The 26,145-nt window shown below is 63.8% G+C and carries 20 protein-coding genes; 6 read left to right on the top strand and 14 right to left on the bottom strand.

Annotation, left to right across the window (positions count from 1 at the left end; translation table 11 throughout):
• Positions 1–17: 17 nt before the first annotated feature.
• Positions 18–1,499, bottom strand: coding sequence for an IS630 family transposase (locus JFB92_RS21420; protein ID WP_233163639.1), 1,482 nt, complete (start codon positions 1,497–1,499; stop codon positions 18–20).
• A gap of 322 nt (positions 1,500–1,821) precedes the next feature.
• On the opposite strand from JFB92_RS21420, the gene JFB92_RS21415 reads away from it, so the two are divergent.
• Positions 1,822–2,580: a DUF1889 family protein gene (locus JFB92_RS21415; protein WP_199043397.1), complete on the top strand. Its 759-nt coding sequence runs from the start codon at positions 1,822–1,824 to the stop codon at positions 2,578–2,580.
• A 315-nt stretch (positions 2,581–2,895) separates the two neighbouring features.
• Here the strand turns inward: JFB92_RS21415 and JFB92_RS21410 are convergent, their stop codons facing one another.
• The gene (locus JFB92_RS21410) at positions 2,896–5,790 is read right to left on the bottom strand and encodes a BTAD domain-containing putative transcriptional regulator (RefSeq protein WP_199043396.1); all 2,895 of its coding nucleotides are present in this window, start codon (positions 5,788–5,790) and stop codon (positions 2,896–2,898) included.
• A 226-nt stretch (positions 5,791–6,016) separates the two neighbouring features.
• Here JFB92_RS21410 and JFB92_RS21405 point away from each other — a divergent pair, with 226 nt between their 5' ends.
• On the top strand, positions 6,017–7,894 hold the full coding sequence (locus JFB92_RS21405; RefSeq protein ID WP_199043395.1) for a DUF262 domain-containing protein: 1,878 nt from the start codon (positions 6,017–6,019) through the stop codon (positions 7,892–7,894).
• Positions 7,895–7,969: 75 nt separating this feature from the next.
• Here the strand turns inward: JFB92_RS21405 and JFB92_RS21400 are convergent, their stop codons facing one another.
• Positions 7,970–8,443: an NUDIX domain-containing protein gene (locus tag JFB92_RS21400; RefSeq protein WP_199043394.1), complete on the bottom strand. Its 474-nt coding sequence runs from the start codon at positions 8,441–8,443 to the stop codon at positions 7,970–7,972.
• A gap of 243 nt (positions 8,444–8,686) precedes the next feature.
• On the opposite strand from JFB92_RS21400, the gene JFB92_RS21395 reads away from it, so the two are divergent.
• The 4 genes from JFB92_RS21395 (at position 8,687) to JFB92_RS21380 (ending at position 13,585) form a co-directional block, all read left to right on the top strand.
• A complete protein-coding gene (locus tag JFB92_RS21395) occupies positions 8,687–10,396 on the top strand; it encodes a recombinase family protein (RefSeq protein WP_199043387.1) in 1,710 nt (569 codons plus the stop codon).
• Positions 10,397–10,743: 347 nt separating this feature from the next.
• Positions 10,744–11,352, top strand: a complete 609-nt coding sequence (locus JFB92_RS21390) for a hypothetical protein (RefSeq protein ID WP_199043385.1) — start codon at positions 10,744–10,746, stop codon at positions 11,350–11,352.
• A gap of 172 nt (positions 11,353–11,524) precedes the next feature.
• Positions 11,525–12,547 (top strand): endonuclease/exonuclease/phosphatase family protein, encoded by a 1,023-nt coding sequence (locus JFB92_RS21385; RefSeq protein WP_199043382.1) that lies wholly within the window; start codon positions 11,525–11,527, stop codon positions 12,545–12,547.
• Positions 12,548–12,697: 150 nt separating this feature from the next.
• Complete coding sequence (locus tag JFB92_RS21380; RefSeq protein ID WP_199043380.1) at positions 12,698–13,585, top strand: hypothetical protein; 888 nt, start codon at positions 12,698–12,700, stop codon at positions 13,583–13,585.
• 301 nt (positions 13,586–13,886) lie between these two features.
• On the opposite strand, the gene JFB92_RS21375 is transcribed toward JFB92_RS21380, so the two are convergent.
• From JFB92_RS21375 to JFB92_RS21325, 11 genes are all read right to left on the bottom strand, one after another.
• Entirely contained in the window at positions 13,887–15,758 is a 1,872-nt protein-coding gene (locus JFB92_RS21375) for a UvrD-helicase domain-containing protein (RefSeq protein WP_199043378.1), read from the bottom strand.
• Positions 15,662–17,737, bottom strand: coding sequence for an ATP-dependent nuclease (locus tag JFB92_RS21370; RefSeq protein ID WP_199043376.1), 2,076 nt, complete (start codon positions 17,735–17,737; stop codon positions 15,662–15,664). Before JFB92_RS21370 ends, JFB92_RS21375 begins: the two co-directional genes overlap by 97 nt.
• A gap of 734 nt (positions 17,738–18,471) precedes the next feature.
• The gene (locus JFB92_RS21365; RefSeq protein WP_199043367.1) at positions 18,472–18,888 is read right to left on the bottom strand and encodes a hypothetical protein; all 417 of its coding nucleotides are present in this window, start codon (positions 18,886–18,888) and stop codon (positions 18,472–18,474) included.
• A 26-nt stretch (positions 18,889–18,914) separates the two neighbouring features.
• On the bottom strand, positions 18,915–19,097 hold the full coding sequence (locus JFB92_RS21360) for a hypothetical protein (RefSeq protein WP_199043366.1): 183 nt from the start codon (positions 19,095–19,097) through the stop codon (positions 18,915–18,917).
• A gap of 211 nt (positions 19,098–19,308) precedes the next feature.
• Positions 19,309–19,521 carry an IS3 family transposase gene (locus tag JFB92_RS27050; protein WP_199043364.1) on the bottom strand — a complete coding sequence of 71 codons (213 nt, stop codon included), beginning with the start codon at positions 19,519–19,521 and terminating at the stop codon, positions 19,309–19,311.
• 430 nt (positions 19,522–19,951) lie between these two features.
• Positions 19,952–20,305 (bottom strand): hypothetical protein, encoded by a 354-nt coding sequence (locus JFB92_RS21350; protein WP_199043363.1) that lies wholly within the window; start codon positions 20,303–20,305, stop codon positions 19,952–19,954.
• Between the two features lie 176 nt (positions 20,306–20,481).
• On the bottom strand, positions 20,482–21,327 hold the full coding sequence (locus JFB92_RS21345; RefSeq protein WP_199043362.1) for a hypothetical protein: 846 nt from the start codon (positions 21,325–21,327) through the stop codon (positions 20,482–20,484).
• Positions 21,328–21,339: 12 nt separating this feature from the next.
• Positions 21,340–21,501 (bottom strand): FHA domain-containing protein, encoded by a 162-nt coding sequence (locus tag JFB92_RS27045; protein ID WP_372451672.1) that lies wholly within the window; start codon positions 21,499–21,501, stop codon positions 21,340–21,342.
• A 112-nt stretch (positions 21,502–21,613) separates the two neighbouring features.
• Entirely contained in the window at positions 21,614–22,138 is a 525-nt protein-coding gene (locus tag JFB92_RS21335) for a hypothetical protein (protein WP_199043361.1), read from the bottom strand.
• A 62-nt stretch (positions 22,139–22,200) separates the two neighbouring features.
• On the bottom strand, positions 22,201–24,738 hold the full coding sequence (locus tag JFB92_RS21330) for a tetratricopeptide repeat protein (protein ID WP_199043360.1): 2,538 nt from the start codon (positions 24,736–24,738) through the stop codon (positions 22,201–22,203).
• Positions 24,739–24,855: 117 nt separating this feature from the next.
• Positions 24,856–25,935, bottom strand: coding sequence for a tetratricopeptide repeat protein (locus JFB92_RS21325; RefSeq protein ID WP_199043359.1), 1,080 nt, complete (start codon positions 25,933–25,935; stop codon positions 24,856–24,858).
• Between the last annotated feature and the right edge of the window lie 210 nt (positions 25,936–26,145).

Below are 26,145 nucleotides of genomic sequence, written 5' to 3'. Positions count from 1 at the left end.
TCTCACAGATAGGTCCCTCACACATACCGGGGGGCTTCAGGCCTGGTATGGACGTTGGTTTTGAGGTTGATGGTGCTGGGCCGATAAACCGGTAGCTCGGTGGTCAACCAACCGAAGTACGGCTCGGTGGACTCGCGCCCTGGCGTTTCCCACAGGTCCACCATACGGGCGAAGTTTTCGCGACTGAGCGAGACCCAAACGCCCCAGGAGAACACGTCATCGTTACTGAGGACCGGTATTTCGATCAGGCCTTTGACGAAGAAATGCTGCGCTTTGATGACACACTGATCCGCAGAGAGCAGGCAGTCGGGGGCATCAGCGAAGCTCGGTTCCCAGATGGCCGGGGCCGTCGTCGAGTATCCCATCGGCAAGGTTGCATGGTGTTCGCCGCAGCATGAGCAGGTGAACCCAACAGGGGTGGACATGAACGAGAGTCTAGTGAGGGTCACCGACGCCTCTGATGCGACCACGGACTGGGCAGCTAATCTGGCGTACTTCGTATGCGGCGCTTGGAAGTAGCCGAGGACGCGGGCGGGGAGCTTCTGCACGCGATGGAAGAACGACCGTACCGAGCGCTCCATCTGATCGCGATCGATGATCACCTGGTCGGCTAGGTACCGCTTCAAGTCGGCGTTCACCAGCTCGTCGGGGTTGAGATGGGGTGCGTAGGAGGGTAGGCAGTGGAGCTCGATCCGCTTGGATCGGCGCTCCACCCACTGGCGGACGATCTTGGCGCGGTGAGCCGAGTGCCCGTCGACGACCAGGTGGATCTTCTGATCGAACTGGCCCAGCAGTTTATCGAGGAAGGCGATGAACACCTCGGCATTGAATGACTCGCGGAAGACTGTGAAGTGCAGCTGGCCTCGGGTCGAGATGGTCGACATGGCGTTGAGACCGAACCGGTTCCCGGTCCTGGCCACGACCGGTGTCTGTCCCTTCAGGCCCCAGGTGCGCCCGGCCAGATGGTCGGAACGCACTCCGACCTGGTCCCCGAACAGGATCGCCGCGCCCTCGACGCGGGCCCGATCGCGCAAGGCCGGGTAGGTGACCTCGACCCACTCGCGCATCGCCTCCGGAGCGGCCTCGATCGCGCGCCGGTCCGGACGCTGAAAACTGAAGCCCATGCGCCGCAGCAGCTTGCCCATGCCCTGCTCGGTGAAGGAGACCCCGAACAGCCGCTCGGCCAGGACGCGGACCTTCCGGCGGGTCCACAGCTTCCCGCCCAGATCCAAGGCTTCGGGCTCGTAATCGATGATCGACCCCACCAATGCCTCGGCCTCCGAAGCCGAGAGCTTCGTCTGCTCACCGAGCCGCCGCCCCGGCACTCCCGAGGAGAGGCCAGCCGCGCCACCGGTGTCATAGCGCACCTTCCAGTTCCGGATCGAACCACGAGAGACACCGAACACCCGCACCGCCTCAGCGGTGGTCATGCCGTCGCTGACCGCGGCCATCACCCGCTTCCGCAGCGTTTCCTGTTGCGGGGGCGAGAGCCTGCGCATATCCACCCTCAGATCATCGCGCACACCAACCACACGCGATGCTCAACCAATAAGTTTCTAATCAATAATACACCCGTCTCCATGCGGTGCAGAGGGAATGGAAGTAATCCAGCAGGGCGTGTGAGGCGCCGACCCTGTCGATCCGGACCAGAACCTTGCGCCGCGCCGCGGCCGGGATCTGGGCGAGCGCGGCGATGAACAGGGCGATGTGGTCGGCCCCGTCGTTCGCTCCGGCACGGTAGGCTGCTACCAGCGCCTCGATCGAAAGACATCCTCAAGTGGATTTCCCCGTTGCACCGGCTCCCAACGGTATGGTTCGGGTATGAAGACAGATGGTCAAGAGCCGGAGCGCGCCTACGTTGCGCTTCCGATTCTCGCCGATCCGGAGGGCGTCGCGATCGCCCTGCGCTGGTGTCTCGATCGCACGAACGGCCGCCATAGCGAGATCGAGCTCCGCCTTCCAGAAAAGCGTGCCCTTCACAGCTCCAACACTCTGCAGCAAATCGAAAAGCGGGGAGTCAAGGTCAGTCTCGAGACGGCGAAAGGCACAAGCGAACACACCAGCGGACCGGTAATCGCCTACACCCCATCTGTCGGTTCACTTTGCCAACTTGAGGACGAAGGACGGAACTCCGCCATCGTCGCCGTCCAGGTATGGGGACCCGAACACGATGGTGCCCTGCCCGGCTCGGTCGGCGTACAGCCCTGGATCACCGCTTTTCGCCCAGCATCACTTGGGGGGCAGGCAATCGAAGCGAAGGACCCCATCATCGCCGATCCGGTCGTCCGGCAGGCAATGGCGACCTTCACCCACACCACCAACCACGGCAGAACAATCCTCGATCGGCGCGACAAGTCCAGGGTGATCGACGGACTGATGAACCACCTCAGGCCAAATGGCCACCAGTTCGACCCCAACGACCTACTCGCGGCAGCCCTCCACGACGGATGGCGAGGATCGGGAGCACTGGAACTACGCAACCTCGCAACAGAGATCAACAATGGGAAACGGAAGCAAGTCCGCGAGAAGTTTACGAGCGACATTCTCGCCATGTGGAGAGTCGAAGCAGACCAGGGCTGAGTTTGCGCCCTCGCTAATCAACGGAGGTCGCACGAATACCACCGGCCGCCTACTTGGGAGCCAACCGGATCAGCTTCTTGACGCTCGTCAAGCCGATGCCGTAACTCTCGGCCAATACCGGCTGACCCACGCCAGCAAGGTACGAGGCAACCAGCGCCTCGATCTCGACCGGAGTCAGACGCTGGCGCAGCGAACGCGGACGGTGGTGATCCTCGGCGGAAGCGGACCTGGACGCAACTTGGCCGATCTGCGCTCACGGCATGTCCCTAAGCGAAACCGGACAGCACTACAAGGTTCGTAGTCGGGTTGCACCGACTACGCCGAGTGGTCCGTAAGTCCGAGCAGCAGCAAGCCCTCCTGAGCCGTTTGGAGCTGCACAGACGCGGCCGCCCGGTCGCCACGCTGGGCTGTCACTTCGCTCAAGGTGAGTCGGGTCTTGGCGGCTTCGTGTCGCTCGTCGATCGCTATGAAGGTCTCCAATGCGGCAGTCAGGTGGTGTTCGGCTTCGTCGAGTTCGCCTTCGTCGAGCGCTACCTGTCCCAGTTCCAGTTGGGCGTCGGCTATGCCGCCGCGGTTGTTGATCTCCTGGTAGGTGAGGAGGGACTGCTGTATCCGTTCACGTGCCTGGCGACGATCGTTCCGCTGGTGCGCGACGATCCCCAGAGTCCGCAGCGTCTCGCCGACCCCGGCCTGATCACCGATGACGGTATAGCGCTCCAAGGCCGACTGCAATTGCGTCTCGGCTGCTGCGAGGTCACCCAGCGAGGTCGCTACCTGGCCGAGGCCACGATGGGCTTCGGCGATCCCCCACTTGTCATCGAGGCTCGTATAACGTTGCAGGGCCGCAGAGAAGTTGGATTCGGCCATCTCGAATTCGCCTCGCAACCAGGAGATCTGCCCCAACCCCCAGCGCGCATCGGCGGCTCCACGCGACTCGCCGGTCGATTCGAATCGTTCGCGGGCGATGCGGTAGTGCTCTGTGGCCTGCGGGTACTCACCACGCAGTCGGTCCACTTTGCCCAATCCAAGCATAGCTCGCGCGCTGGCAGCCTCGTCACCCAGCAGTTGGAACGTGCGATTGGCGTGTTCGAGTGCAGCCTCGGCGATGTCGTAATGATTGTGGCGTCGGGCGATATCGCCAATAGCAAGCGCCAACCGCGCGTGCTGTAGGCTTGAGTCACCGACGGCGGCGCCGATGATGCTGCTTGCTTCGGACTGGAACCACTCGTATGCTTCGGGCGTATACGCCTGAAGGCGTGCCTGATAGTACTGGACCAGCGTTTCTCGAAACGCCTGGTACTCACTGCCTGTGTCGTGGATCTGCTCGGCCTTGGCGAGGTGGGTGCCGAAGGCACGGATCAGATCGTGAGCAGCGTATGTCCGCAACTCAGCTCCTGCAGAAGGGCCTGGGATCTGGGTGCGCTCTGCCAGACCGGCCCGAACGACTCCCGCGATGAGCGCGCGTACGTCGGAGATCGGCTGAGCGAGGATGGCCGCCAGGCTGCCCAGAGTCGCAGTAGCCCCCGGATGTGCTCCGAAGGCCCGAAAGGCCCGTCGCTGTCCGGGCGTGAGATGGCGGTACGAACCCGCAAGCCGATCGAACAGGTCCTCGTAGGAGGCCACGGTGGATTTCGCCGGGGTCTCGGGCAGATCGTCGACGATGTCCTGCAAGGGTGTGCCGTAGGCGACCTTCCGGGCATGGGAATGCACCAGGACCGGCACAAACAGATCGCGTCGGACCAGTTCACCGACCAGGCTGGCCGGATGGTCTTCGCCGGCGATCCTGCTGAACATTGCGATCGCCTCGGTGCTGCCGAGGGCCGCGAGCCCGAGCGGAGCGTCGGTGGTCTCCATATCAAGCTGGTCGCGGCTGGTGACGAGCGTGACGCAACCACGGCTTCGCAAGATCAGCGATTGGATCTGGGTCGGGTCCTTGACGTTGTCCCACACCGAGAGCAACCTCCGCCCTCCGGTGGCGGCCCGCCAAGCGGCCACACGCTGTTCCGGCGGCATCCGGGCCACCTGCGCCACCGGGAGCCCGGATACGACCGGGAGGATCTTGAGCAGGGCGTCACTTGCCGTCTCGGGCCGATTGGGGCCATACGAATGGAAGTCGTAGAAGACGCAACCGTCGAATCGGGACCGGTGACGCTTGACGAAGGCGACCGCCAGTGCGGTCTTGCCAAGGGCACCGAACCCCGTGACGACCTGAATCTGCGCGGACTCATCCACTGTGCTGAGGGATGCGCTAAGCCGGCGCAGTTCCACATCACGTCCGACAAACGTTGCGCCAGTGGTGTCAGGCTCCCAATAATCCCGCCACCGGTCGTCCCTGCCGGTGAAGTGGACGCTTTCGTCCGGCGGTTGCGGGGGCGGCGGCAGGGAGTCGGCTGGCGGCCTCGGCGGCGGTGGTAGTGGTTTCGGTGGGTCCAGGGAGGGGTCGTCGCGCAGGATCGCAGTGTGCAGGTCCCGCAGCCGCTGCCCGGGGTCGATGCCGAGGTCGTCGGCCAGGCCGGTGCGCACCGACTCGTAGACCTCCAGGGCCTCGACGGTCCGGTCGGCACGGTGGAGGGCGGTCATCAGCAGCTCGGCGGCGTGCTGCCGGTAGGGGTGGGCGTCGAGGATCCGCTGGAGGTCGGCGGTGATCGGCTCGTCCGAGCCTAGGGCCAGGACGATCTCGGCCCGCTCCTCATGCGCGGCGGCCTGCTCCTCGTTCAACCGGCGCGCCCCGGCCTCGATGATCACCCCGGTCATCCCGGCCAGCGCCGGTCCCCGCCACAGCCCAAGCGCGTCGCGCAGGCTCGCCAGGGCAGCCTGCGGTTCGGAGGCGGCGACCTGCTCGCGGGCCAGGCGCACCAGCGACTGGAAGCGCAGCGCATCGAGCTGCTCGAGGCGGGAGGTGAGCCGGTATCCCTCGCCGATCTTCTCGATCTCGGCGGTGTCGGAGTCCAGCAGCAGGCCGCGCGCGGTCGAGACGGTGTTGAAGATCTGGCGGACCGCGGTTGCGGGCGGCTCGTCCTCCCAGACGGCGTCGATGAGCCGGTCGCGGGGCACCACATGCCCGGCCTCCAGCAGCAGGACCGCCAGAAGGCGGGGAAGGACGCGGCCGGGCACGGCCACGGGCATGTCGTCACGGGTCAGTTGGAGCGGTCCGAGGATACCGAACTCCATGACGACCTCCGGGGCAGCGGCGCTGATCGCGTAGAACACCCGAACTACCCGAGGGAGACATACGCGCTTCTAGCAATCAGACAGGGGGCAAAGCAACCAAATCCCATTGTAGTTCGATGAGGTCGCCCGCGCCCAACCGCAGACCCCACCGAGGACGCGGTGCACCCGTCACCCGCCTACGCGACTAGTGAGGTTGTCTTCGATGGAGGGTCTCGCTAGATTCGACAGGTCCCCGTAAGCGCCAATGGTTCGAGGAGCACCGGGCATGGCCAGTATCACCCCTCACTACCGGACGATCAAGGAACTGCTGCAGACGCGGTCGTTCGCGATCGATGAGTACCAGCGCGAGTACAAGTGGGACCGCAAGAACATCGAGGAGCTCGTCTCGGACCTGCAAGCGAAGTTCGCGGCCTTCTATCGTGATGGCGACTCGCCGAAGGCGGCGAGCGAGTACGGTGACTACTTCCTCGGTTCGATCATCGTCACCCGGCGCGGCAACAAAAGCTACCTGGTCGACGGTCAGCAGCGGGTCACCTCGCTGACGCTGCTGCTGATCCAGCTGTACCGCGAGGCCAGGCAGCGGGCACTGGCGGTCACCTCCACGATTGAGCCGCTGATCTACTCCGACGACTACGGCGAGCGGAAGTTCAACCTGGATATCGCCGAACGGTTGCCGGTTCTTGACGCCCTATTCAACGGCAAGGACTACACGGTCGACGGCAAGGACGAGTCCATCCAGACGATCATCGCCCGGTACCGAGACCTGGAGAGTCTCGGCCTGGCCGATGATCTCGACGCGGGTCTGGAGACCTTCATCTACTGGCTGATGTTCAATGTCGGTCTGATCGAGATCGCCACCGAGACCGATGCCCACGCCTACTCGATCTTCGAGACCATGAACGACCGCGGTAAACCGCTGAGCCCGGTGGACATGCTCAAGGCCTACCTCTTGGCCCCGATCAAAGACGAGGAGGAGCGGGCGAGAGCGAACCGGATCTGGAAGAAGACCGTCCTCGACCTCATATCATGGGAGCCCGACCCGGACACCGAGCGGGACGCAGCATGTGTGAAAGCGTGGCTGCGCGCAAAGTACGCTGACTCGACCCGTGACCGCAAGGCCGGCGCCGTCGACCGCGACTGGGAGCTGATCGGCTCGACCTTCCACCGCTGGCTCCGCGATCACGCCGCCCGCGTCGGCGCGGGCGACATGACCGGCAACCTCGCACTGATGACCGAGGAGTTCCCCTTCTTCGCGCGCGCCTACCAGACGATCTTGCAGGCCAGCCGGACCTACACCTCCGGCCTTGAGGCGATCTTCTACAACGAGCACAACGAGTTCACATGGCAGAGCACCGTCCTGCTGGCACCGTTGAATCCGCACGACGAGGATGAAACCGTGCGGCGCAAGCTCGCAGCGACCGCCACCTACCTCGATATCTGGCTGATGCGCCGGACGGTCAACTACATCCGCGTCGGCTACTCCAGCGTCAGCTATGCGATGTGGCTGCTGTGCCGCGACATCAGAAACAAGCCGCTTCCTGGGCTCATCGACACCCTGCGCGAAAAACTCGACCAAGACGAGGCCGAGGTCTCCCTCGACGGCAGCCCACGCCGTGGCCGGCGCGGCATCCTGGACCTGCGCTTGAACCAGTTCAGTAAACGCTATATCTACCACCTGCTCGCCCGGCTCACCGCCTACACCGAGCAGCAGTCAGGGCAAGCGGATCTGTTCGACAAGTACGTCGACCGCTCATCCAAGAACCCATGCGACATCGAGCACCTCTGGGCCGACAAATACGACCGCTACCGGGGCGAGTGCCCGACCCGGGAGGACTTCGACGAGTGGCGCAACCACGTCGGCGGCCTCGTGCTGCTCCCGGCCGACGTCAACCGCAGCTACCAGGATCAGCCATTCGAGCACAAGGCCCCGCGCTACGCCAAGCAGAACCGCTACGCCGCCAGCCTCACCGCCGCCGCCTACCAGCACCAACCGCAGTTCAGCGCGTTCGTGGCGTCATCAGGGCTGCCATTCCGGCCGTTCGATCACTTCGGCAAGGCCGAACAGGAAGAACGCCGGGAACTGGTCCTCACGCTCGCCAAACGCGTGTGGAATCCGGATCGGCTAGACCAGTTCCGCAGGTGAAGCATGGTGTGGCCAACGCCAAGGCCGGCAGATGCGCCAAGCGATCACAACGCACTCGCCACGACCAGCGAACGCTCACCGGCGACCGGTGAGCGCAAGTGCCATCTTCAACCGTCGTGACACCGGCGCAGCATCGAGCTCGTCCACACCGGCGATCCAGCGCGCTTCGGCGAGTTCCGCAGCCAGCCTGATCTCGTGGCTCGGGGCCTGGGCGGTCAGGATCGTCACCGTGTCGCGCTTTCCCTCGGCAGTGGTCAGAGCCCGGTCCAGTACCTCGAATCCGACCGGATCGATGGCGAGGCCCAGTTCTTCCCGCACTTCCCTTGCGGCGGCCTCGGCCGGGCTCTCTCGCCCAGGCCGATAGCCTCCTCCGGGCAGGCCCCACCTTGCGGTGTCGCCGTAGGCATGCCGGACGACCAGGAAGCGCCCGTCGGGCAGTCTCAGGAATGCTTTCACCCCGAACGTGGTCGGTCGGCGCAGCCGCCACCAGCGACGCTGCGCCCAGGCCACCGAGCGCAGCACCGGGCGCGGCAATTCGACGAAATACACCCGTTGATTATCACCGCACGCGACCACCAGGGTCCTATAGGCACACACCCGACCCCATGGGTGGGGCGAAGGCTCACTTTCTGGCGCACAGGTGCGCCAGGAGCCGCGACGCTCCCGAACAAAACAGGCCGTTACCCCTTCCCGCCTCACTCGTTAATGCCCTTGAGCACGATTCCGACAGTAGGGCCCGCTCGAGTCTTCCGACGAGCTGGTCGTACCTGCCCGTTAGGGAAGGATATCGAGATGAGCCAGCTGCTACCGCGTCGCGCGGTCGCCTACTACCGTGTCTCCACCACCCGGCAAGCCCAGACCGGGACAGCCAACGAGGCGTACGGTGACTCGATCGCCAGCCAGCAGGCCGCCTGCCAGCGCTTCGCGGTCGAACACGGCTTGGAGATCATCGCCGAGTACCCCGAGGCCGGCGGGTCGGGGACGGCGATCGACCGCCGGCCCCAATTCCGGCAACTGCTCGAACGCGTCCTGCACACCCGCGACATCGAGGCGGTCCTGGTGTACACGCGCTCGCGGGCCTTCCGCAACGCCTACGAAGCCATGGTCACCCGCGAGGAGTTCCGCAAGATCGGCGTCGAGCTGCTCTCGGTCCAAGAACCTTCCGAGAACGGCCCCGAAGGCGACCTGGTCACCCTCATCCTCGACGGGGTCAACGAATACCACTCCCGCAAACTCGGAGCCGATGTCGCCTTCAAAATGGCCGCCAAAGCCGCCCGCGGCGGCACCCCCGGCCGCGCCAAACTCGGCTACCGCAATACGCGCGTGACCATCGACGGCCGCACCACCGCGGCCATCGCGATCGACCCCGAACGCGCCCCGTTCATTGACACCGCGTTCCGGCTCTATGCCACCGGCCAATACTCCCTGCGCCGGCTGCGCGAGGCTCTGGTCACCGCCGGGCTGCGGACGCGTCCGACCCGATCGCACCCGGCCGGATCGCCGGTCACGACCGCGCAGGTGGCCAAGATGCTGCGCGACCGCACCTATCTGGGTTACGTCCAATGGTGCGGCCAGGAATACCCCGGCAACCATCCCGCGCTGGTCGGCCAGGACCTGTTCGACCGCGTCCAGCGGGTCCTGGCCGACCGGCACCGTGGCACCCGCGAACGCAAGTGGGACCACCATCTCAAGGGCCTGCTGTGGTGCGGGCGCTGCTCGCGGCGGCTGGTGCTCGAACCGGTCCGCAACCGCTACGACCGACAGTACTTCTACTACCTGTGCACCGGCAAGCAACTACATGCCTGCGACCTGCCACGCCTGCCCTTGGCGTTGGTCGAGGCGGCCGTCGAGGCGCATTGGGCCACCATCACCTTCGCCCCGCACGACCTGGCCGTCATCGAACAGCGCCTCACCGATGCCGCGATCGACCGGCGCACCGCCACTGCCGCGCTGCGACGCCGACTCCGGGCCGAGCGGACCCGGCTCAATCATCTCGAAGACCAATGCCTCGAACTGCTCGGCCAACCCGACTGGCCCCACGAGAAGCTCACCGAGCGCCTCCAGCTGGTCAACGACAAACGCGCCTTCATCAAACAGCGCCTGAACGAGACCCGAGACCGCTCGGCCAACCACGAAGCAGCCCGAGAGAGCGCCGGCGCCATGTTCGCGTTGCTCAACCGGCCGCCACTGCTGCTCCGGCAACTACGCGGAGGGCTGCGAAAGACCCTGGACCATCTGTGCTTCGACAAACTCCACATCGACGCCGAGGAGGACTTCAGCGGCCAGCTGCCCCAGCATCGAACGGCGGCCACCGCTCCCCTATCGCGGCAGCGCGAGACCAGTGATGCCCTCCGCGTCCGAGTCCACGGCAACAGGAAGCCAGCGGTGAACCTGCACGCCCTCGCCGACCTCATCATCGCCGCCGCACAGGCCCAACCCCAAGACAGCGCGACGAAGTACGGTGCCCACGACACCGTCTGGGAGCTCACGACGCACCCATGAACACGGCCGCATGCGCCCGGCAGGACGTTGGAATCCGATTAACACCGCTGCCAGCGACCAGAACTCGAGCGGCCCGAATAGCGCAATCACCGCCGATTCGCCCCGACCCACCACGGATCGGCCAAAGCCAATTCTCCGCATTACCGACTGAACCAGCAAGAACCGCCGCCGAGTCTCCCTGCGCCAGTGCCGAATTCGCTAGACTCAACACTGGTCGCGGCGTCGCCAAGGGACTTTCGCTTAGGAAGTCTGGCTCGCCGATGGAACCAGCCCCTCGACCCGCAAGGACTCCCCTATTGGTCGCACCGCGAGCGCCTGCACCCCAACAGGACGGGCACACCATCGGCATGCTGTTCGTCGGCGTGCTCTTCGCTGCCGTGATCACCAAGACCCTCGACCTGAGCTCAGCAGATGGTCTCCCTGCGGCCGGCGCGGCCCATCTGATTCTGGCTGCGGTCCTGGTGATCACCAGTTGGATCGGCTACCACAACAGCACCGGCCGATCCACCTACCGGATCGAGTTTTTCAACCTGCCCTTGGCGCAGTTCTCGATCGAGATGACCCACGTCTACCTGTTCTGGCTCGTCGCCACCACCGCCGAGACCGCCGCGAGCCGGCGAGCTTCCGCGATCCCTGAGACCGTCCTGCTCGTCGTGGTGTTCGCGCTGTTCATGGTCTGGGACCAGGTCGCCCTGGCTATGCGTCGATCCGAGCGCTACACCACGTCCTCCATGCGCGAGGACCATCCCGAACGCCGACGGGTCACCAACCTTGTATTCCTGTTCATCTTCGGGCTGAGCGTCGTCGTGCTCATCGTGGATCCGCGCAGTCCAGCGGCGGTGATCGCCATCGATGCCGTACTTGGCCTGTGCCTGATCGCGCATCGAGCAGTCCAGAACCTTGCCTCCGACCTCGCCGACAAAGCAGCAACCCGGCGGGCAGCCGCCCCGGACTGACTGACCTCACTTCCTCGGCCCCGGGACGGGCACCGGCCTCGGGCTGCATGAGCAGCCTGCTCCGCTCCACCGGTGGGCGCGGCGGACCCCAAGCGACCGCATCACTCGGTAGGGTCAAGACAGGGTCCGGCTCCAAAATGGGCCCATAGTCAATACGAGGGGACCTATTGGCATGGGATCGGCGTATCGCCTCGCATGGTGGAACCTCGAGAATCTCTTCGACGAGGAAAACTCGCCTCGACGCAGCGACAAACTCAAACGCGCCCTCGGCAAGTCGATCGAAGGCTGGACGCCCGAGCTGCGCGACCGCAAGATCGCCCAACTCGCCTCAGTCATCGCGCAGATGCACGAGGGTGCCGGGCCAGACCTGCTAGGGGTGTGCGAGGTCGAGAACGAGTTCGTCCTCACCGCCCTGGCTGCGGCGGTCGATGACCTGCTGCCGGGCCGGGACTACCGCATCGCCCATGCCGACACGGTCGACCGGCGCGGCATCGACGTCGCCTTCCTCTACGACCCGGCCCTGTTCAGCGTCCCCGAGGGGCAGATCTTCCAGCACGTGGTCATGCGCCGCACCGGCACCCGCGAACTCCTGCAAGTCAATGTCACCACCGACGATGGCATGACCTGGGCGGTGTTCGGCAACCACTGGCCGTCCCGCTCCGGCGGCGAACTCGAATCAGCCCCGTACCGGGCCGTCGCCGGCGAGACCCTCGCCTACTTCCACCAACGCGCCCTCGAGGTCCACGGCCCCGACACCCCGGTACTCGCCATGGGCGATTTCAATGACGAACCCCACGACTGGTCGCTGACCGAGCACGCGCTCTCGACCCGGCAGAGCGCTAAGGTCCTGTCCGCGACCACCGCGCCCAGGTTGTGGAACCTGACCTGGCCCCTGGCCGGATCCCACGACCGCACCGATGAACACGGCCGGGCGGTCCCGGCAGGGACGTTCTACTTCCAGAACTTCGCCAACGTCCTCGACCAGTTCCTGGTCGGCAAGAACATGATCAGCCAGGACTCGCCGCTGCGCGCCGATCCGGCCAGTGTCCGCATCGTCACCGAACCAGCGGCCCTGGTCGGCACCGGCACCTACCCGGCACCGGTCGCGTTCGGCGGCATGGGCAAACCAGTCAACACCGACGGCTTCTCCGACCACTACCCGATCACCATGCGAGTCCATCGAACCAGCGCTTGACAGCCACGCCTGGGCCGAGCAGGGGCTTCCAACGGCGAAGGGATCCGCAGCGTGAGCGCTCGAGCTGACGCCAGATGTTGTCCCGTCGCTCGCGGTGGGGTAACGAGAGGATTCTTGACATCCCGAAGCCTCGGCGGGACAGTGGCGTGCGTGACCTTAACGCAGGACTTGAGCTGCTCCAGCCCGGTGCGCGACTACCTCGATCGCCACTTGACTGACCTCGGACCGTATCAGGACGCCTGGCCAGACCAGTGTGCTCCACACCCGGAAATCGGCGACATCAGTGACGGCTACGACCCGGACACCGCGGCCCGTTGCGGGCTCGCCATGGAATGGGCCATCGGCTTCGACCTCGCGCAAGCGGTCCCCTACCGCTCCGAGCTCGATGGATTCAGCGCCGACGGCGGCGATCGCGCCGCTGCACTGGTCAGCGCCGCGGGGTTCCAGCCGCCCAACAGGGCAGATCCTGTAAGCAGCACATGGACAAACTGGCAGCGCCGCTATCGCCCTTCCGACCTCCCTGAACGCGACGCGCTCCGGCTGGTGACCGCATGCTGGAACCTCACGAAGGTAATCACACTGCTTCACGACCCTGAGCACGCCGAGCCAGGAGGTGTGCTCACCGCACCACACGTGTGGCAAATGGTCTATACCCCGATCGAAGAAACTCCCTGGCTCAGCAGTCTCTGGAGCGCCTACCGCCGGTTCGGTCGGGCGCAGCTCGATGCCCTGGGCCTGCCGGTCGACGTCGCCGTCAAGCTTATCGACCGGTACGCCGTCGCCGATCTCATCCTTGGTTCGACACTGGTCGATATCAAGTGCACGATCGAGCCCGAGCCCAAGCTCCGGGAATGGCTCCTGCAAACCCTGGCCTACGCGCTCTTGACCGGTCATCGGCCGATCACCCGTGTCGGTGTTTATCTGGTCAGACAGGCACGCCTGGTCACATGGCGGGTAGCCGACCTCCTACCCGGCCTCGACCTCGAACAGGCCAGACACGAATTCACCGCAATCGTGACTGAGCGCGCACCCGCATAGCAACACACGTCGGTCGTAAACGTAACCGACGACGGCCCGGACGAAGTCGCGCGCGAACGCATCATTGACCTGGACGTGGAACTGGTGATCGCCTGACTCGGCACTTGGGCAATCCACCGCAAAGGATCACTCAGAACACAGCTGAGCGGTTATCACCTTGATGATCGCTACCACCGAAAGTGCACCAGAGCCGAATCTGCGACAGAGCCGTTACTGGGATACTCCCCACGGTCCGCGCTGGGCGGGTCGGCGAGTCAGGTCATACGGCAGTCAGCCCCAGACCTGTCATCAGGTTACCTTTTCAATGGTGTCCGATGGGCGTGTTCTCGTCGGCGAAGTCGAGGCTGAAGACGTTGTCCTCGCCGACGAGGTCGGTCATGGTCGCGAGTGCGGTGTCATCGAGTTCCTGTGTGAAGAGCAGGGCGAGGTTGTGGCAGGCACGGGAGGCTGCGACGTAGAAGAGGTTCCGGGACCGCTCGTATCGTGCGGCTTCGGAATCCTTGAGATCGGCGCGACGGGGGTGCAAGGAGAGCATCTCGGCGAAGTTGTACCTGGCCCAGCTTCTGCTCATTACCGCGATGACATTGTCGAACTCGGCGCCCTTGACGCCGTGTTTGGTGGAGAAATCGGTCTGGTTCTCGATATAGGCCTTGAGTGCTCGGACCTCGTCGAATGGTGCCGCACGGAGTTTCTGCAATCGCTCGAGCTTCGAGTCGATCACCTCAGCGTCGTCGCCTCTGACTCGCGTGAGCACGGCTGCAAGTTCACGATGGCGTTCCATTATGGCCTTCGGTACGTTGAACAAGTGCTGATTAACCAGCATGTCGAGCACTTCGCCGATGCTGCCGCGCTCGCTCACGTCGATGAGGGAGGTGAAGAAGTCACTCCAAATGCGCTTGTCGTGGTTGCTTCCAAGGGTGGGTCGGGCTTGGTTGAGCGCAGTGAACAGCGTGCCATACCGGCGGTGGGAGAACGCGTCAACAGCAGGCGCGATGATGTCGACAAGATAGGCGATCACCTCGTCGGTCTTCTTGATATACCGCTCGCTGTCGCGGAACGCCGCGGCGATGGTGCCGTAGCCGAGTTCCTTGGCGATGGCGGTGTTGGTGAGCATCAGCGTCTTCGGTTCCAGTGCCGGATCTCCCCAGCGCTCGCGCGGTGCGTGGGCAAGCACCCAGTTTAGGGCGGCCGTGGCCGCCTCCGGGGCGATCTGTCCCTTCTGGTGGCGCGTGCCGCGCTGGCCCGACCATGCGTTGGTGTGGTAGACGGTCACGGTTCCGGTCGCCGCGCCGGAAGCCGGGGCTTGGACGAGCTCGGGCCGGAGCCGGTTGAGGAAGTTGACGATCGCCTTGTCGGACCTGAAGTTGGCGTTCACCGGAATGGATCGGACCGAGGGATGCTCGATGGCGCCCCCGGCCTCGGAGTAGATCTGCTGCCAGTGGTCACCGAAGAACCCGAAGACCGGGGAGGCCGACGCAGGCGCTTGGTCGTCGCCGAGCATCGCCTCAATGAGCCCCTTGTGGGTGTCCTGGTATTCGTCGATGAAGATGATGGGGTACCGGTCGGCGATCAGCTGCCGGAATTTGGGTCTTCCGAATAGCTCGGTGGCCATTCTTGGGACGTCGTCGTGATGGAGCGTGATCGCGCGGTCGGTCTTGGCGCGGTAGCCGAGCTCGTAGTCGACGGCGATGCCATTGAGCGTGGGGGTGTCCTCGAGCGTCGTTCTCCACTCGTCGGATTCGAGGATGATGGCCCGCATCGCCTTCTGGAAGGGTCTGATCATGGCCCACAGGAATCCGTGGATCGTGTCGACGAAGACGGCCGGGTGGGTATCGGTGTCCTTCAGGATCTCGTCGCGGGCGACGTTGGTGAAGGTCATGCAGGCGATCTGTTGGTCCGGTCGCGGCAGATAGCGGAAGCGGTCGTCGAGCACGGCGCGCACCACCCGCCGCAGCGCGGTGGTCTTCCCCGCGCCGGCACCGGCCTCGAGTCGGAAATTCCGGCGTTCGGCCAGTGCGGCGAGGAGCTGCTCGAAGGCGCGGTCCGCAGCGAGCGCGGCCGTGTCCGGTGCGCTCATTACCCCATCACCGTCCCGTCCTCGGACGCTCCGGCAGCGGTCGGCGTCGCCTCGAGCCACTCGAGTCCTCGTTGGATGTACCGCGGCGTCTGCCATCCCTGACGGTCGATCGCGTACGTCAAGGCGAACTCACTCTTCACGCGCTCCCCGGCCAGTTCCATGCTCGCGGCTTCGGCCATGGCCCGGTCGGTGGACGTAGGGAGTTCGAATTCATCGGGGTTGGCGAGGATGAACGCCTCTTCGAAGGATCGGCCGCAGGGCCTGCCTTCGCTTTCGGGAACCTGGTAGGCGAGGTAAAGCTGCGGGCGGCGGACCTCTTCGGTTTCGGCGGCCTCGATCAGCCGATCCGGTGTCATCTCCTTGTCACCGAACCACCGTTTGATGGTGGCATTACCGGTTCGCTCGCCTTTGCAAACGAGGGCCTTCTTCCTTTGCCCCTTGCCGTCATGCTGGGCAACGGGGTCGATGTCAGTGATCACGAGCGCGGGGATCTGCAGGAAGTCCAGGAGCGGGAAGAACTTGTAGGCGTGCGCGCCGCCGACTTCCAGCAGGGTCACATACTGCTGGCCGAGTCGCGGTGTGGTCCTCTCGATGGCCTTGGGAACGATCAGCCGCTCACTGGTCCCTTCCACGAAGATCGCCTTGTCCGCGAAGAACAGATCGGACTGCGTCAAGGTTAGGTACTGGTGCAGGAAGCGCTCGTCCAAGCCGTGGGCTTGACGCAGGTCGAGAATCTCTGCGCGTCGGCCCACTGCATCCTCCTGCTGGGACTCCACGAGGAAGTACCGGATCGCTGCGAACGGCGCACGATTAGCCACATGGGACGAATGCGTGGAGACCAAGAACTGCGCACCCCACAGTCCGGGCAGTTCGTCGAGGCTTGGATAGAGGCGGCGGATCTCACCGAGGCGCGCGATGAACACCTCCTGCATCTGCGGGTGGAGGTGCGCCTCGGGCTCCTCGATGAACACCAAGTGGATGCCGGGCGTGGTGCCGCGCGCAGCCTGGGCCCGGTAGAAGCTGAACAGGGTGAGCAGGATTAGGACGAGATTCCGCGACCCCAGACCGCTGTAGGATTCTGGCAGCTGCACGCCGGCCGCTCCGTCGTAGTGCACCTTGGTGTGATCGCCGAGCAGACTCTTCACATCGAGGCTGGTCGAGGTGACCAGCTTCTGGCCATGGAGCCCCGGGTATCCGAACCTCTCCAGCGCCGGCACGAGTCTGGCCATCGCCTCTCCGACCTTTTCCCCGAGATCTTTCTGCACCTCCTTGAGTGCGTCCTCGAGTTCGAGTGCGAACTTGCGGTGGTCGGACTCCTCAGCGGCTTTCATCGCCGCCGCGAACATGGAGTGGAACCGCTGACTGATCAAGTCCTTCGGCCGGTCCTTCTCGTCGTCGAGCCCTCGCTGAGCGTTGAGACAGTCGATGGTGATCAGGCGCTGCACCGCGGAGAAGTCGACCGGCTTGGTATTCGTGGGGTCCATCGGATCGACAGCGGTGACGGTCCCACGGTAAGTCACCTCGATCTGGTCCTTGATGCGCGCCAGCAGCACCGCGAGCTCGATATCAGCACTTGCGTCCTGGCAAGGCGCGAACAGCTCGCTCAACTTCGCGTCTCCCAGGACGTACTCGAACTCGATGCGGACCCGGTGGCAATCGGGGTCGAGGTCGATAACGAACTCCGCCAGTGGACCGAACTCGGGAAGCTCAGGGTCGTACTCGACGTCGATGGTCAGACGGATCTGCGGGAGCACCTCTCGCGCTCCGGCCTCGTCCCCGGCCAGATAACGCTCGAAAGCAGCATGAAATTGCGAATACACCTCGGCGGAGAAGTCCTCTATCGAGAAGCCCGGATCTCTCGAACGGCAGAAGCGCTTCAGCACATCGGAGAGCGAGGTCTTCCCGGTGTTGTTGCGGCCCACGAGCGCCGTCACCGTGGGCTCCAAACCCAGGCACGCGTCCTTCAGCAGACGGAAGTTCTCAACTCGCAGAGCAGCGACCTGTAGTTCGGAGCGCACCGATGCCGTAACGGCCTCGCCGTTGCGCTCACCGATGCCGGCTGTGTCCTCGCGCATTGTCTGACTCCAAGTGCATGCGGCAGGATTCTTGTTGTTGAAGCTGCTTCAGTCTCTGATAGCAGAGTTCTGCCTCGCGGGCTGGGGATGGTTGATCAGTCCTCTTGCGCATCAGTCACCACAAGCTCGAACCCATCCAAGACCGAATATTATTGGTCAAAGTCGATTCGTACTGAAGGTATTCAACCCGAAAGTAGGACATGACGACTCGACAGTTAGTCGACAAACTCCGTCCGCTTGAACGAACACGATCGAGGGAAGGAAAGTCGGCAGCTGTCAAACGCCTAACGATCTCGTGTGTGGTTATGCCTGGCCCGCAACGGCTTCAGTGTGGATCATCGTCCCATGACGGGACCGGAGTGCGTGAGGCGATCGTTGGCGACCGGAGAGTCTCCGGACTGACGCCCGAAGAGATAGCTGCGATCGCGGCCGAGATCGGGCCAATCTGGGAGCAGTAGCGCATCAACCGCCTCGTCTCCCGGTCGCATAGCCGTCGGCGCCGGTGGGAAGTACCGGCTGGTCTTCATCGACCAGCTCCTGGCCACCCTGGCGAACCTACGGCAAGCAGTCACCCATGACGTGCTCGGGGCTTACCCCGATTAGTTTGGTGAGCAGCGGTTCCGTGGTCGGGGTAGCTCCTCGGAATGGGCCGCGAGAGTATCGGCCGGGCTGGCTCGGGCTTACCCTGCCGCGTATTCGTGCTGGCTCACCAAGCTAATCGGGTCAGGCCCCAGCTAGACCGACGCTAGGTTTCCTCTCAAGGCATTCTCGAGCGTTTCGAGGATGACCTGCTCGTCGAAATCAGCAACGGAGGCGAGCCAGGCTGCTGCCTCAGTTGCTGGGAGCTCCTTGCCCCTGAGAAAGAACTGATTGCCAGGAGTCACGGAAAGACCCTGAGACTCTGCAGCCAGCCAGACATGATTGAATTGGCTGGATGTGATCAACGGGTAGTAGCTAATCGAACCGTCCGACGCCTTCGGCCAGCTCGCCAGCGAAATGCCAGTCGCTGTGAGCACAAGCGAACCTGCCTCTACCCTGCGGGGCTGAACGCCAAGTTCGGTCGCCGTTGCCACGTAATCAATCAGCAAGTCGTATGCACGCTGAGCGGCCTTCTGCTTTCGCGCCTCTTCGTCACCCAGGTCTGCGCGCAAGGAGTCACGGTCAAATCCCATTGGAACTACGCGCCCTTCCTGATGTGCTCGCGGATCTCTTCTTCGATCTTCCTAGCGGAGGTCTCTCCGTAGTTCCTTGCGATAGTGGAGGCAGCCTTCTGCACATCCGCCGTTGCAACTGCGGATGCCATACCCGCCGCGAACACCAGCGCCTTGGCGGCAGCGATGATCTCTTCTTTCTTCCCCATGTGAGACTCCTCAGGTCCAACTTGGTCACCTATGACTGACAGTAGCAGGCGACCAGCTCCTCGGTCTAGCCTCAATTCGTCTGTGGCCATTTTGGTGTGATGAGTTATCCCGATCTGTCATCAGCCATGTGAGGTGGTGCCGGGCCGGGTTTCTGAGGCTCCTTGGAGAATCCGGATACTGCGTTGTTGAATCTGTCTTACGTGTACTGGGCTATGACCGGGCCAGCTCGAACGCTTCCCGGACCTCGATCGGTGGGCGGTAGTCGTTGGCCGAATGCAGGCATCTCTGGTTGTGCCACAACTCGATCCAGGCCATAATGTCCTGCCCCAGCTTAGCTCTCGTAGCGTATGAGACCCGTGACACCAACTCGTTTTTCAGCACCCCGAGGAAACTTTCGGCCGACCGAAGGGCAGCGACTGTCATGTGATCGGCCTACCGTCTCGCGTGGTGGAACATGGAGAACCTATTCGACGAGGAGCACTCGCCAAGGCGCAGTGCCAAGCTCCAACGCGCCCTCGGCAACTCGGTCGAGGGCTGGACCCTCGAACTCCGCGGCCGCAAAACCACCTAACTCGCTACGGTGATCGCCCAGATGCACGACGGGCCCGGCCCGGACCTGCTGCGGGTGTGCGAGGTCGGCAGGTGTCATACCCTCGTGGCGCGAATCGTGGCCCGAATACTACCTTGACCTTCCTGGCACCGACCGCTTCGAGAACGACCTGCGGGGCATCCGCGGCCACCGCTCGATCACGCCGATCGTGTTCCGCCCCTCAAGCATGGCCGCCACCGCATCGAACGGACGCCGTGCTCCAGAGAGCATGGGAACGATTGATGGGATTTGCGACTCTGTCGGTCACAACTGGTTCTGGCCTCGCCACGGTAGCGCGCGAAGTCGTGAGATCTTTTCAGCCTGGAGGTGCTCAGCTTCTAGCATGTCGGACATGCGAAGAATTTCCACAGCGTCTATGAACTCATCCATTTCAACGGGTCTCGTCGCTGCCTCGCCGAGCAAGTTCATTTTCGCGGCATCAGCCTTCGCGAAATAGCGCATAAAGTGTGTCGGGTCCGGAAATTCGCAAAGGTGATAAAGCTTATAGAGCGCATTTTTCTCTGCATCGCCCATAACTTCGTGATCCGGCTGGATCCACAAGAAGCCCCAGATGTGTTCGCAGAGCTCTGGTCTCCGGATGAGATCGTTCAGCGACATTTGTACTCCTATTGTCCACATTATATGATCGAAGTAGCTTAGCCTCTATTTGGATTCCTCCTGCCGGAGCAGGTGGAGTTGGGGAGGTGCCCCTCGCTGCGTGGGCAACCTCTATTGCGAGAAGGTCGCGCTCGGCTTGTAGGACGGATAGTATCGTCCCATCCCTCACCTGCAAGTCAATCGGGCATCTCATCCCACCTCGTTCCGGGTCCAGTGTTGTGGAGGATGATCGCGCGGAGCCTCCAGGGAACATCCTGAATGTACGCGACGAGACTCCGGATGGTGGCCAGGTCATCCAGCATGCGCTGGATGTCATCGATCGACTGCACCGGGCGGTGGCGGTCGGCGAAGGCTTCCGCAGACATCGACGGTGTCCCGCTCACGAACTGGTGCGCTTTGACTACGAACTGGAGGGCCAGGTGTTCGGTCAGTGCGGCGACGTTCGCAGGTGTTACGGGGCGTCCGCCCGCTGTGAGTATCTCTTGGACGTAGTCGGGCGGGATCTGCGGAGCCCGCAGCCCGATCGTGCCCGCGTCGAACCGTCCTATCGAGGTCAGTGAACCGTCGCGCATCTTCCAGTTGCCGATCAGCGTGGTTTGGTTCAAATCCTTCTGGTCGAGGGCGAATAGCCCCATTTCACATGTCGATTGCTCCTCCCAGATCGCGAGGAAAAACATCTCATCTGCGGCGTCGCTGATTTCGACGAAGTGGTCGGGGGGACGAGTGCCTGGCCGCACCTCTGCGCTCGCAGGAGTGACGTGAGGGAACTCGGGGTACTTGCGCGGTCGGTAGGTTTCGATGAGGGACTCAAGGAGCTTCAGCGTCTCATCCGCGGTCAGGTCGGTCCTCAGTTTACGGTTGGCGCCGAGTGCGGCATTCATCCGCCTCCCACCCGACGATCGATGGGGCGGCGACGGGCGGACTTCGGAGTCGCCGCTCTCACCGTCCGCCTGCCCTTTTCTGATCTGCACGACCACCACCCAGACAATGAGGGCGATGACCAGTAGGAAGAGAATCTCCATTTCGTGCGCCTTTCATTTCTGTCTGCTACAGACCTTGGACTTGACGTCCAAGGCCGGTCGGAGCTCGTCTCCGTCGTTGTATGGGGCTCGGTTCCCTGGTGGGATCTTGGCGCCGTCGACAATGGTGCCGTTCGTCGAATCGGGGTTTTCGACGGTGCTTCGCCGTCGGCGGATAGGCGGATATCGGTTTGAGCGCCAGGGATGTTGAGATGGGAGTCGAACACTGCCGATTCAGGGCAGGTATCTGGATCCCTTCGAAAATCGCGCTCGCTTTCCCTTTGAGGCGCTACCGTCGCCACTTACGGAACGATTTGATGACGTCCCCGTTTCGAATGTGCCCAGCGGACTCTGTCCATGCGTTTCTCAGTTGCTCGGCAAGGGAGTCGATATCGAGTCGGCCGGGGGCCCTGGTGGCGACCGACCAACTCGCGGCGGCCTGGATGCCCTGGGTGTCGGTGAGGCGCTCGGCTGTGCCAGCGATCAGCTTCCGGTCCTTGTGGCCCAGTCCGAACGACGCCCATACTCCGACGATGATGCGGTCTTTCGCTGTTATCCTCACCAGGTGGGTCAGCGGGCCGTTCTTCCAATCGTGGATCCCGATTCTACCAAGGTTGGAGTGCGGAATGGACCCGTTCGGGTGGCGCACGCGCTGCACCTCCTCTTCCAAGGCACGGCGGGAATCCGGCTGGAGGTCCGACAGGAGCGAAAGCAGGAACTCGCCTGCGTCGGGAAGGCGCTTTGCGATCTGGGGGTCGACTGCGACCTCTCCTGGTTCAGAGAAGTTGATCTCTTCGCGGTTGAAGAGTCCCATGTTGTTCTCCGTTCTGCTAGTTCTATTCCGCAGCGCGCGGGGGACGTATGAGTACCGGTGGTTCACGCCGGGAAGCGTTGTTCGAGCTCCCACAGGCGGTTGCGCACATGGCTGGCACCGTGGAAATTCAGTTCGGCGTAGACGGCAAGGGATTGGTGGAGGAATAGACGGGCGGGGTCGGGTTTGCCGGCCTCCAGGGCCGCGTCGCCGAGGCCCTTGAGGGCGGTGCCTAGCCCCACTCGGTTGCCGATGTCGGTGAAGATTTCGGCAGCGGATCGGTAGCGCCGGGTCGCCTCGTCCCAGTCCTGGCGGATCAGCGCGATCGCACCGCGTCCTAGGAGGGCGTTGGCCTGTCCGTTGCGGTCTCCCAGCTCGATGTAGACGGCGTTGGCATCGCGGTAGCAGCGGTCAGCTTCGGTGGGATTGTCCGTGGCCCGCAGGATGTCGCCGTATCCGCGGAGCGCGTCGGCACGCCGGACCGGATCTCCCAGTTCGACAGCCAGTCGGAAGCGTTCGGCGGCCTCGTCGTATCGGCGCATGAGGCGGAGCGAGTGCCCGGCTCCGGCGAGCGCCCGCGACTGTGAGGGCCGGTTCCCGACCATGGCGGCGAGCTCGGCCGCGTGGTCGAACTCCTTGAGCGCCTCCTCTTTGCGGCCGCTGAGCCTCGCAACGTGTCCCAAGGCAATGGAGGCCCTGACAATGCCGTCGCGGTCGCCGTCAGCGGCGGTGAAGACTGCGACGGCCTGGCGGCACAGTTCCAATGAGTGCGAGTGGTCGCTCTGCCGACGGGCGACGTCTGCCAGACCGACGAGCGCGTGACCGTACTCTGAACGTCCGGTGTCCCGGTAAACCTCGGCGGCGTGCCAGTAAACGGTGGCCGCCTCGGTGAGGCGGCCGTGCGCGAACAGTTCGTCGCCGACGGCCTGCGCGAGGTCCGCATGATCCCGCGTTGCCGCGGCCACCGCTGTGGCGACGATGCTGTCGAGTTCGATTTGGCGCCAATCGAATCCGAAGCGGCCGTTCTTGAGGGAGTCTTGGTAGTAGTCGACCAACTCGCACCCGACGCTAGTGAGCCTGCCCTCGAGGTCAGCCAGATGGGCGGCATAGGCGCGCAGGATGTCATGGGCGGTATAGCTGATCAACTCACGGGGCGGGTCGCCCAGGTCGAGATGGTGTCGCTCGGCCATACCGACGTCCACCAGGTCGTCCATGAGGCTCAGTGCCTCGTCGAGGTCGCATCCGAGGAGCGCCGATGCGGCGTCGGCGGTTATGAACAGGCCGGGATGGGCGCCGAGGTTCCGGAATGCGAACTGCTGGTCGGGGTTGAGGTGCTCGTACGAGCCGGCGAGGAGCTCGAACATGGCCTCCTTGGTGCTCGCCCGTGGTTCGGTCGTGACTTTGGGAAGTTCGGCGATGATCTCCGCCAGCGTGCGCCGTCCGGTCTGGACTGCTCGGGCGTGGGTCTTGATGAGAATGGGGATTTGCAGATCGGCCTCGACCAGGCGGCGCACCTGCACCGAATCGTGGTGGTCGCCGGCGATGTCGGTAAAGAGCCTACAGGCGATCTTGGGGTCGAGTCCGTCCAGCCAGAGCCGCTCGGAGTCGAGGTCGATCTGGTCGCGGCTGGTGACGATCGTGGCGCAGCCACCGTGGCGCAGGAGCAGCGGGCGGATCTGATCGATCGACTTGACGTTGTCCCACACGGTCAGGAGCCGACGTCCGCTGGTCGTCTCCTCCCACGTGCTCAGGCGTCCGGTCTCTGACATGGCCTGGACGCTGTCGCTGGACAGGTCTTCACGGATCGTTGGGAGGATTCTCACCAGCGCCTGGTCGGCCGTGCCCGGAGCGTGTCCAGTGGTGTAGGACTCGAAGTCATAGAAGATGCGCCCGTCGCCGTAGCGGTCGCCGTACTTCCGGGCGAACGCGGTGGCCAACTTAGTCTTGCCCATGCCGCCTATGCCACCGAGCATGACGAAGCGGCCGCGGTCGACGGTGGGTTCGAGCGCTGCGGCGAGCGTGGCCAGTTCCCGCTCGCGGCCGATGAATCCGTCTTCGGCCGCATTGGGGTTCCAGTAGTCACGCAGTCGCGCTTCTTGCTTGGAAAGCAGGGGTTTGAGGCACATGATCTGGAAGTCGGTCCACAGCGGATGCAGGAGGTGGCCCCTGCGGGTGGCCTCGCGGCGGATCTGTTCCAGAATCGCCCGGCATAGTGCGCCGACCAGAAGTTCGTTCGGTTCGATCACTGTCGGCTCGCCATCGTCCCGCACGGGGGCGTCGAGCGTGGCGACCCAGCGGACGACCGCGCTGTCGAGTTCGATCAAGTCAGTGCCGTCGACGACCGGGAGGACCTCGTCACGTTCGAGGAGCGTCGCGGCCACATGTTGTTGACGCTCGACGTCCTTGGGATAGGTCTCGGCGACCGCTGTTTCGACCGCCGCGGCGAGCGCAGCGAGCAGCGCCGCTCGGACCTTGGGGGAGTCGCCTCCACGGCGAAACGCACCCGCGGCAAAGTCCAACGCCTTCCCGGCCACCCGGCTCGTAGCCTGGTCGGCGAGCTTCGTCGCCACCCAGGTCGCAATGGCGAACGAAATGGGATCCATCGGAGTACGCCCTCTCTATGATGCGGCCTGCGGCTTTCGATGGGCTACCGGCGGAGCTCCGACATCGCTTCTGACGTGAGCGCCGTCGTGAACTTCCGTTTCGACCGCCCATCCCGTCTAAAGTTCTCCTCCGGCCGCTACGTACCGCCGCAGCAGGTCCTCGGCTTCGCTCTGCTTCCCCTGGGTCCCGAGCAGCACTCCAAGGTTGAAAAGTGCGTTGAGGTCTCCAGCGTCGATCGCCTTTCGGAACCACTGCTCGGCGCTCGCATGGTCTCCTCGCTTGCCGGAGATGACCCCCAAGTTGCAGAGGCCGTCGGTCACGCCCGCAGCGATCGCCTGCTTGTAAAGTGCCTCCGCCTCTGCGGCCTCGCCGCGATCATCGAGCATCAATGCAAGGTTGTGCATGGCATCGCCGACACCGGCTTCGGCCGCGGAGCGATACAGCGCCTCGGCTCCCGTGCTGTCCCCCTGACGCGCGAGCATGTTCGCGAGGTTGTACGTCGCATCGGGGTGACCAGCCGCACTCAGCCGCTCCAGGAGCGCTTGCGCCTCCCGGGTCTCACCGCGCTCCGTCAGCAAGGTCGCGAGATTGAAGGTAGCCAGGTCATAGCCTTGGCCGCTGGCCGACCGGAGCCAACGCTCGGCGTCCACCAGGTCTCCGCGGTCGTAGCAGAGCCCTGCCAACAGCGTCTTGGCGGAGAGGTCTCCCGATTCGGCTGCCTGTCCCAGCAGAGCTTCAGCCTCTTCGAGTCGGCCGCCTTCGACTAGCTGACGCGTGCGCTCAAACGACTCGACGTCGACACCGATTTCGACCATCTGTGCGATGAAGGATTCCGACAGGTCCTTCTCAGGAGTGACCTTCTGCGGCGCCGGAGCCGCGACTGGAACCTCATGCGGGACCTGGTACGAGCCATCGAGGACCGATCGTGCGAATCGTACCCAGGAGTCCTTGAGTCCGCGGTGTTCCATCCAGATGACCCCGACCACCGAATCGCGCTGGGCGGCGCGCCAAGCTCGTTCTACGGTTTCCGATCCATTGGAATTCCGGACATGTTCTACCAGGTCGCGAATCTCGGCGATCTCGGGCGCGAGATCCAATTCGTTTCGACGTCCCAATTGAACCAGCATATAGCTGTTCGAGAGGCTTATGAGGGCATCCTTGAGTTTCTGACGCTCCGATGTTCTGAAAAGACCCATGTCCACAGATTACTGGATTGAGGGACCCACTCAGGTGCCCGAACGCGTTGAACGTTTGTAAATGATGCAGAATTGCGACCGAGGGTGAGCTGATAACATGACATGACAGGCAACAATCGACTCTCGCCAAGGCATTGACGCGCGACCCCTGGAGTCGCCGATATTCACATTGGCATTATCTGGCCGCATGCCATCGGCCCGGACGACGAC

This window comes from Glycomyces salinus, from assembly GCF_016428645.1.
Taxonomy (GTDB): Bacteria; Actinomycetota; Actinomycetes; order Mycobacteriales; family Micromonosporaceae; genus Glycomyces; species Glycomyces salinus.
The sequence above is the reverse complement of the archived record's forward strand: the minus strand, read 5'-3'. Positions and strand labels throughout refer to the sequence as shown.

Bases quoted from the DNA above. Each gene is read 5' to 3' on its own strand.
- JFB92_RS21415 (WP_199043397.1), top strand. From the start codon at position 1,822: ATGAAGACAGATGGTCAAGAGCCGGAGCGCGCCTACGTTGCGCTTCCG.
- JFB92_RS21385 (WP_199043382.1), top strand. From the start codon at position 11,525: ATGGGATCGGCGTATCGCCTCGCATGGTGGAACCTCGAGAATCTCTTC.
- JFB92_RS21335 (WP_199043361.1), bottom strand. From the start codon at position 22,138: ATGGGACTCTTCAACCGCGAAGAGATCAACTTCTCTGAACCAGGAGAG.
- JFB92_RS21375 (WP_199043378.1), bottom strand. From the start codon at position 15,758: ATGGCAGACGCCGCGGTACATCCAACGAGGACTCGAGTGGCTCGAGGC.
- JFB92_RS21395 (WP_199043387.1), top strand. From the start codon at position 8,687: ATGAGCCAGCTGCTACCGCGTCGCGCGGTCGCCTACTACCGTGTCTCC.
- JFB92_RS21345 (WP_199043362.1), bottom strand. From the start codon at position 21,327: ATGGAGATTCTCTTCCTACTGGTCATCGCCCTCATTGTCTGGGTGGTG.
- JFB92_RS21390 (WP_199043385.1), top strand. From the start codon at position 10,744: ATGCTGTTCGTCGGCGTGCTCTTCGCTGCCGTGATCACCAAGACCCTC.
- JFB92_RS21360 (WP_199043366.1), bottom strand. From the start codon at position 19,097: ATGGGGAAGAAAGAAGAGATCATCGCTGCCGCCAAGGCGCTGGTGTTC.
- JFB92_RS21370 (WP_199043376.1), bottom strand. From the start codon at position 17,737: ATGCGCGAGGACACAGCCGGCATCGGTGAGCGCAACGGCGAGGCCGTT.
- JFB92_RS21405 (WP_199043395.1), top strand. From the start codon at position 6,017: ATGGCCAGTATCACCCCTCACTACCGGACGATCAAGGAACTGCTGCAG.
- JFB92_RS21420 (WP_233163639.1), bottom strand. From the start codon at position 1,499: ATGCGCAGGCTCTCGCCCCCGCAACAGGAAACGCTGCGGAAGCGGGTG.
- JFB92_RS21330 (WP_199043360.1), bottom strand. From the start codon at position 24,738: ATGGATCCCATTTCGTTCGCCATTGCGACCTGGGTGGCGACGAAGCTC.
- JFB92_RS21325 (WP_199043359.1), bottom strand. From the start codon at position 25,935: ATGGGTCTTTTCAGAACATCGGAGCGTCAGAAACTCAAGGATGCCCTC.
- JFB92_RS27050 (WP_199043364.1), bottom strand. From the start codon at position 19,521: ATGACAGTCGCTGCCCTTCGGTCGGCCGAAAGTTTCCTCGGGGTGCTG.
- JFB92_RS21350 (WP_199043363.1), bottom strand. From the start codon at position 20,305: ATGTCGCTGAACGATCTCATCCGGAGACCAGAGCTCTGCGAACACATC.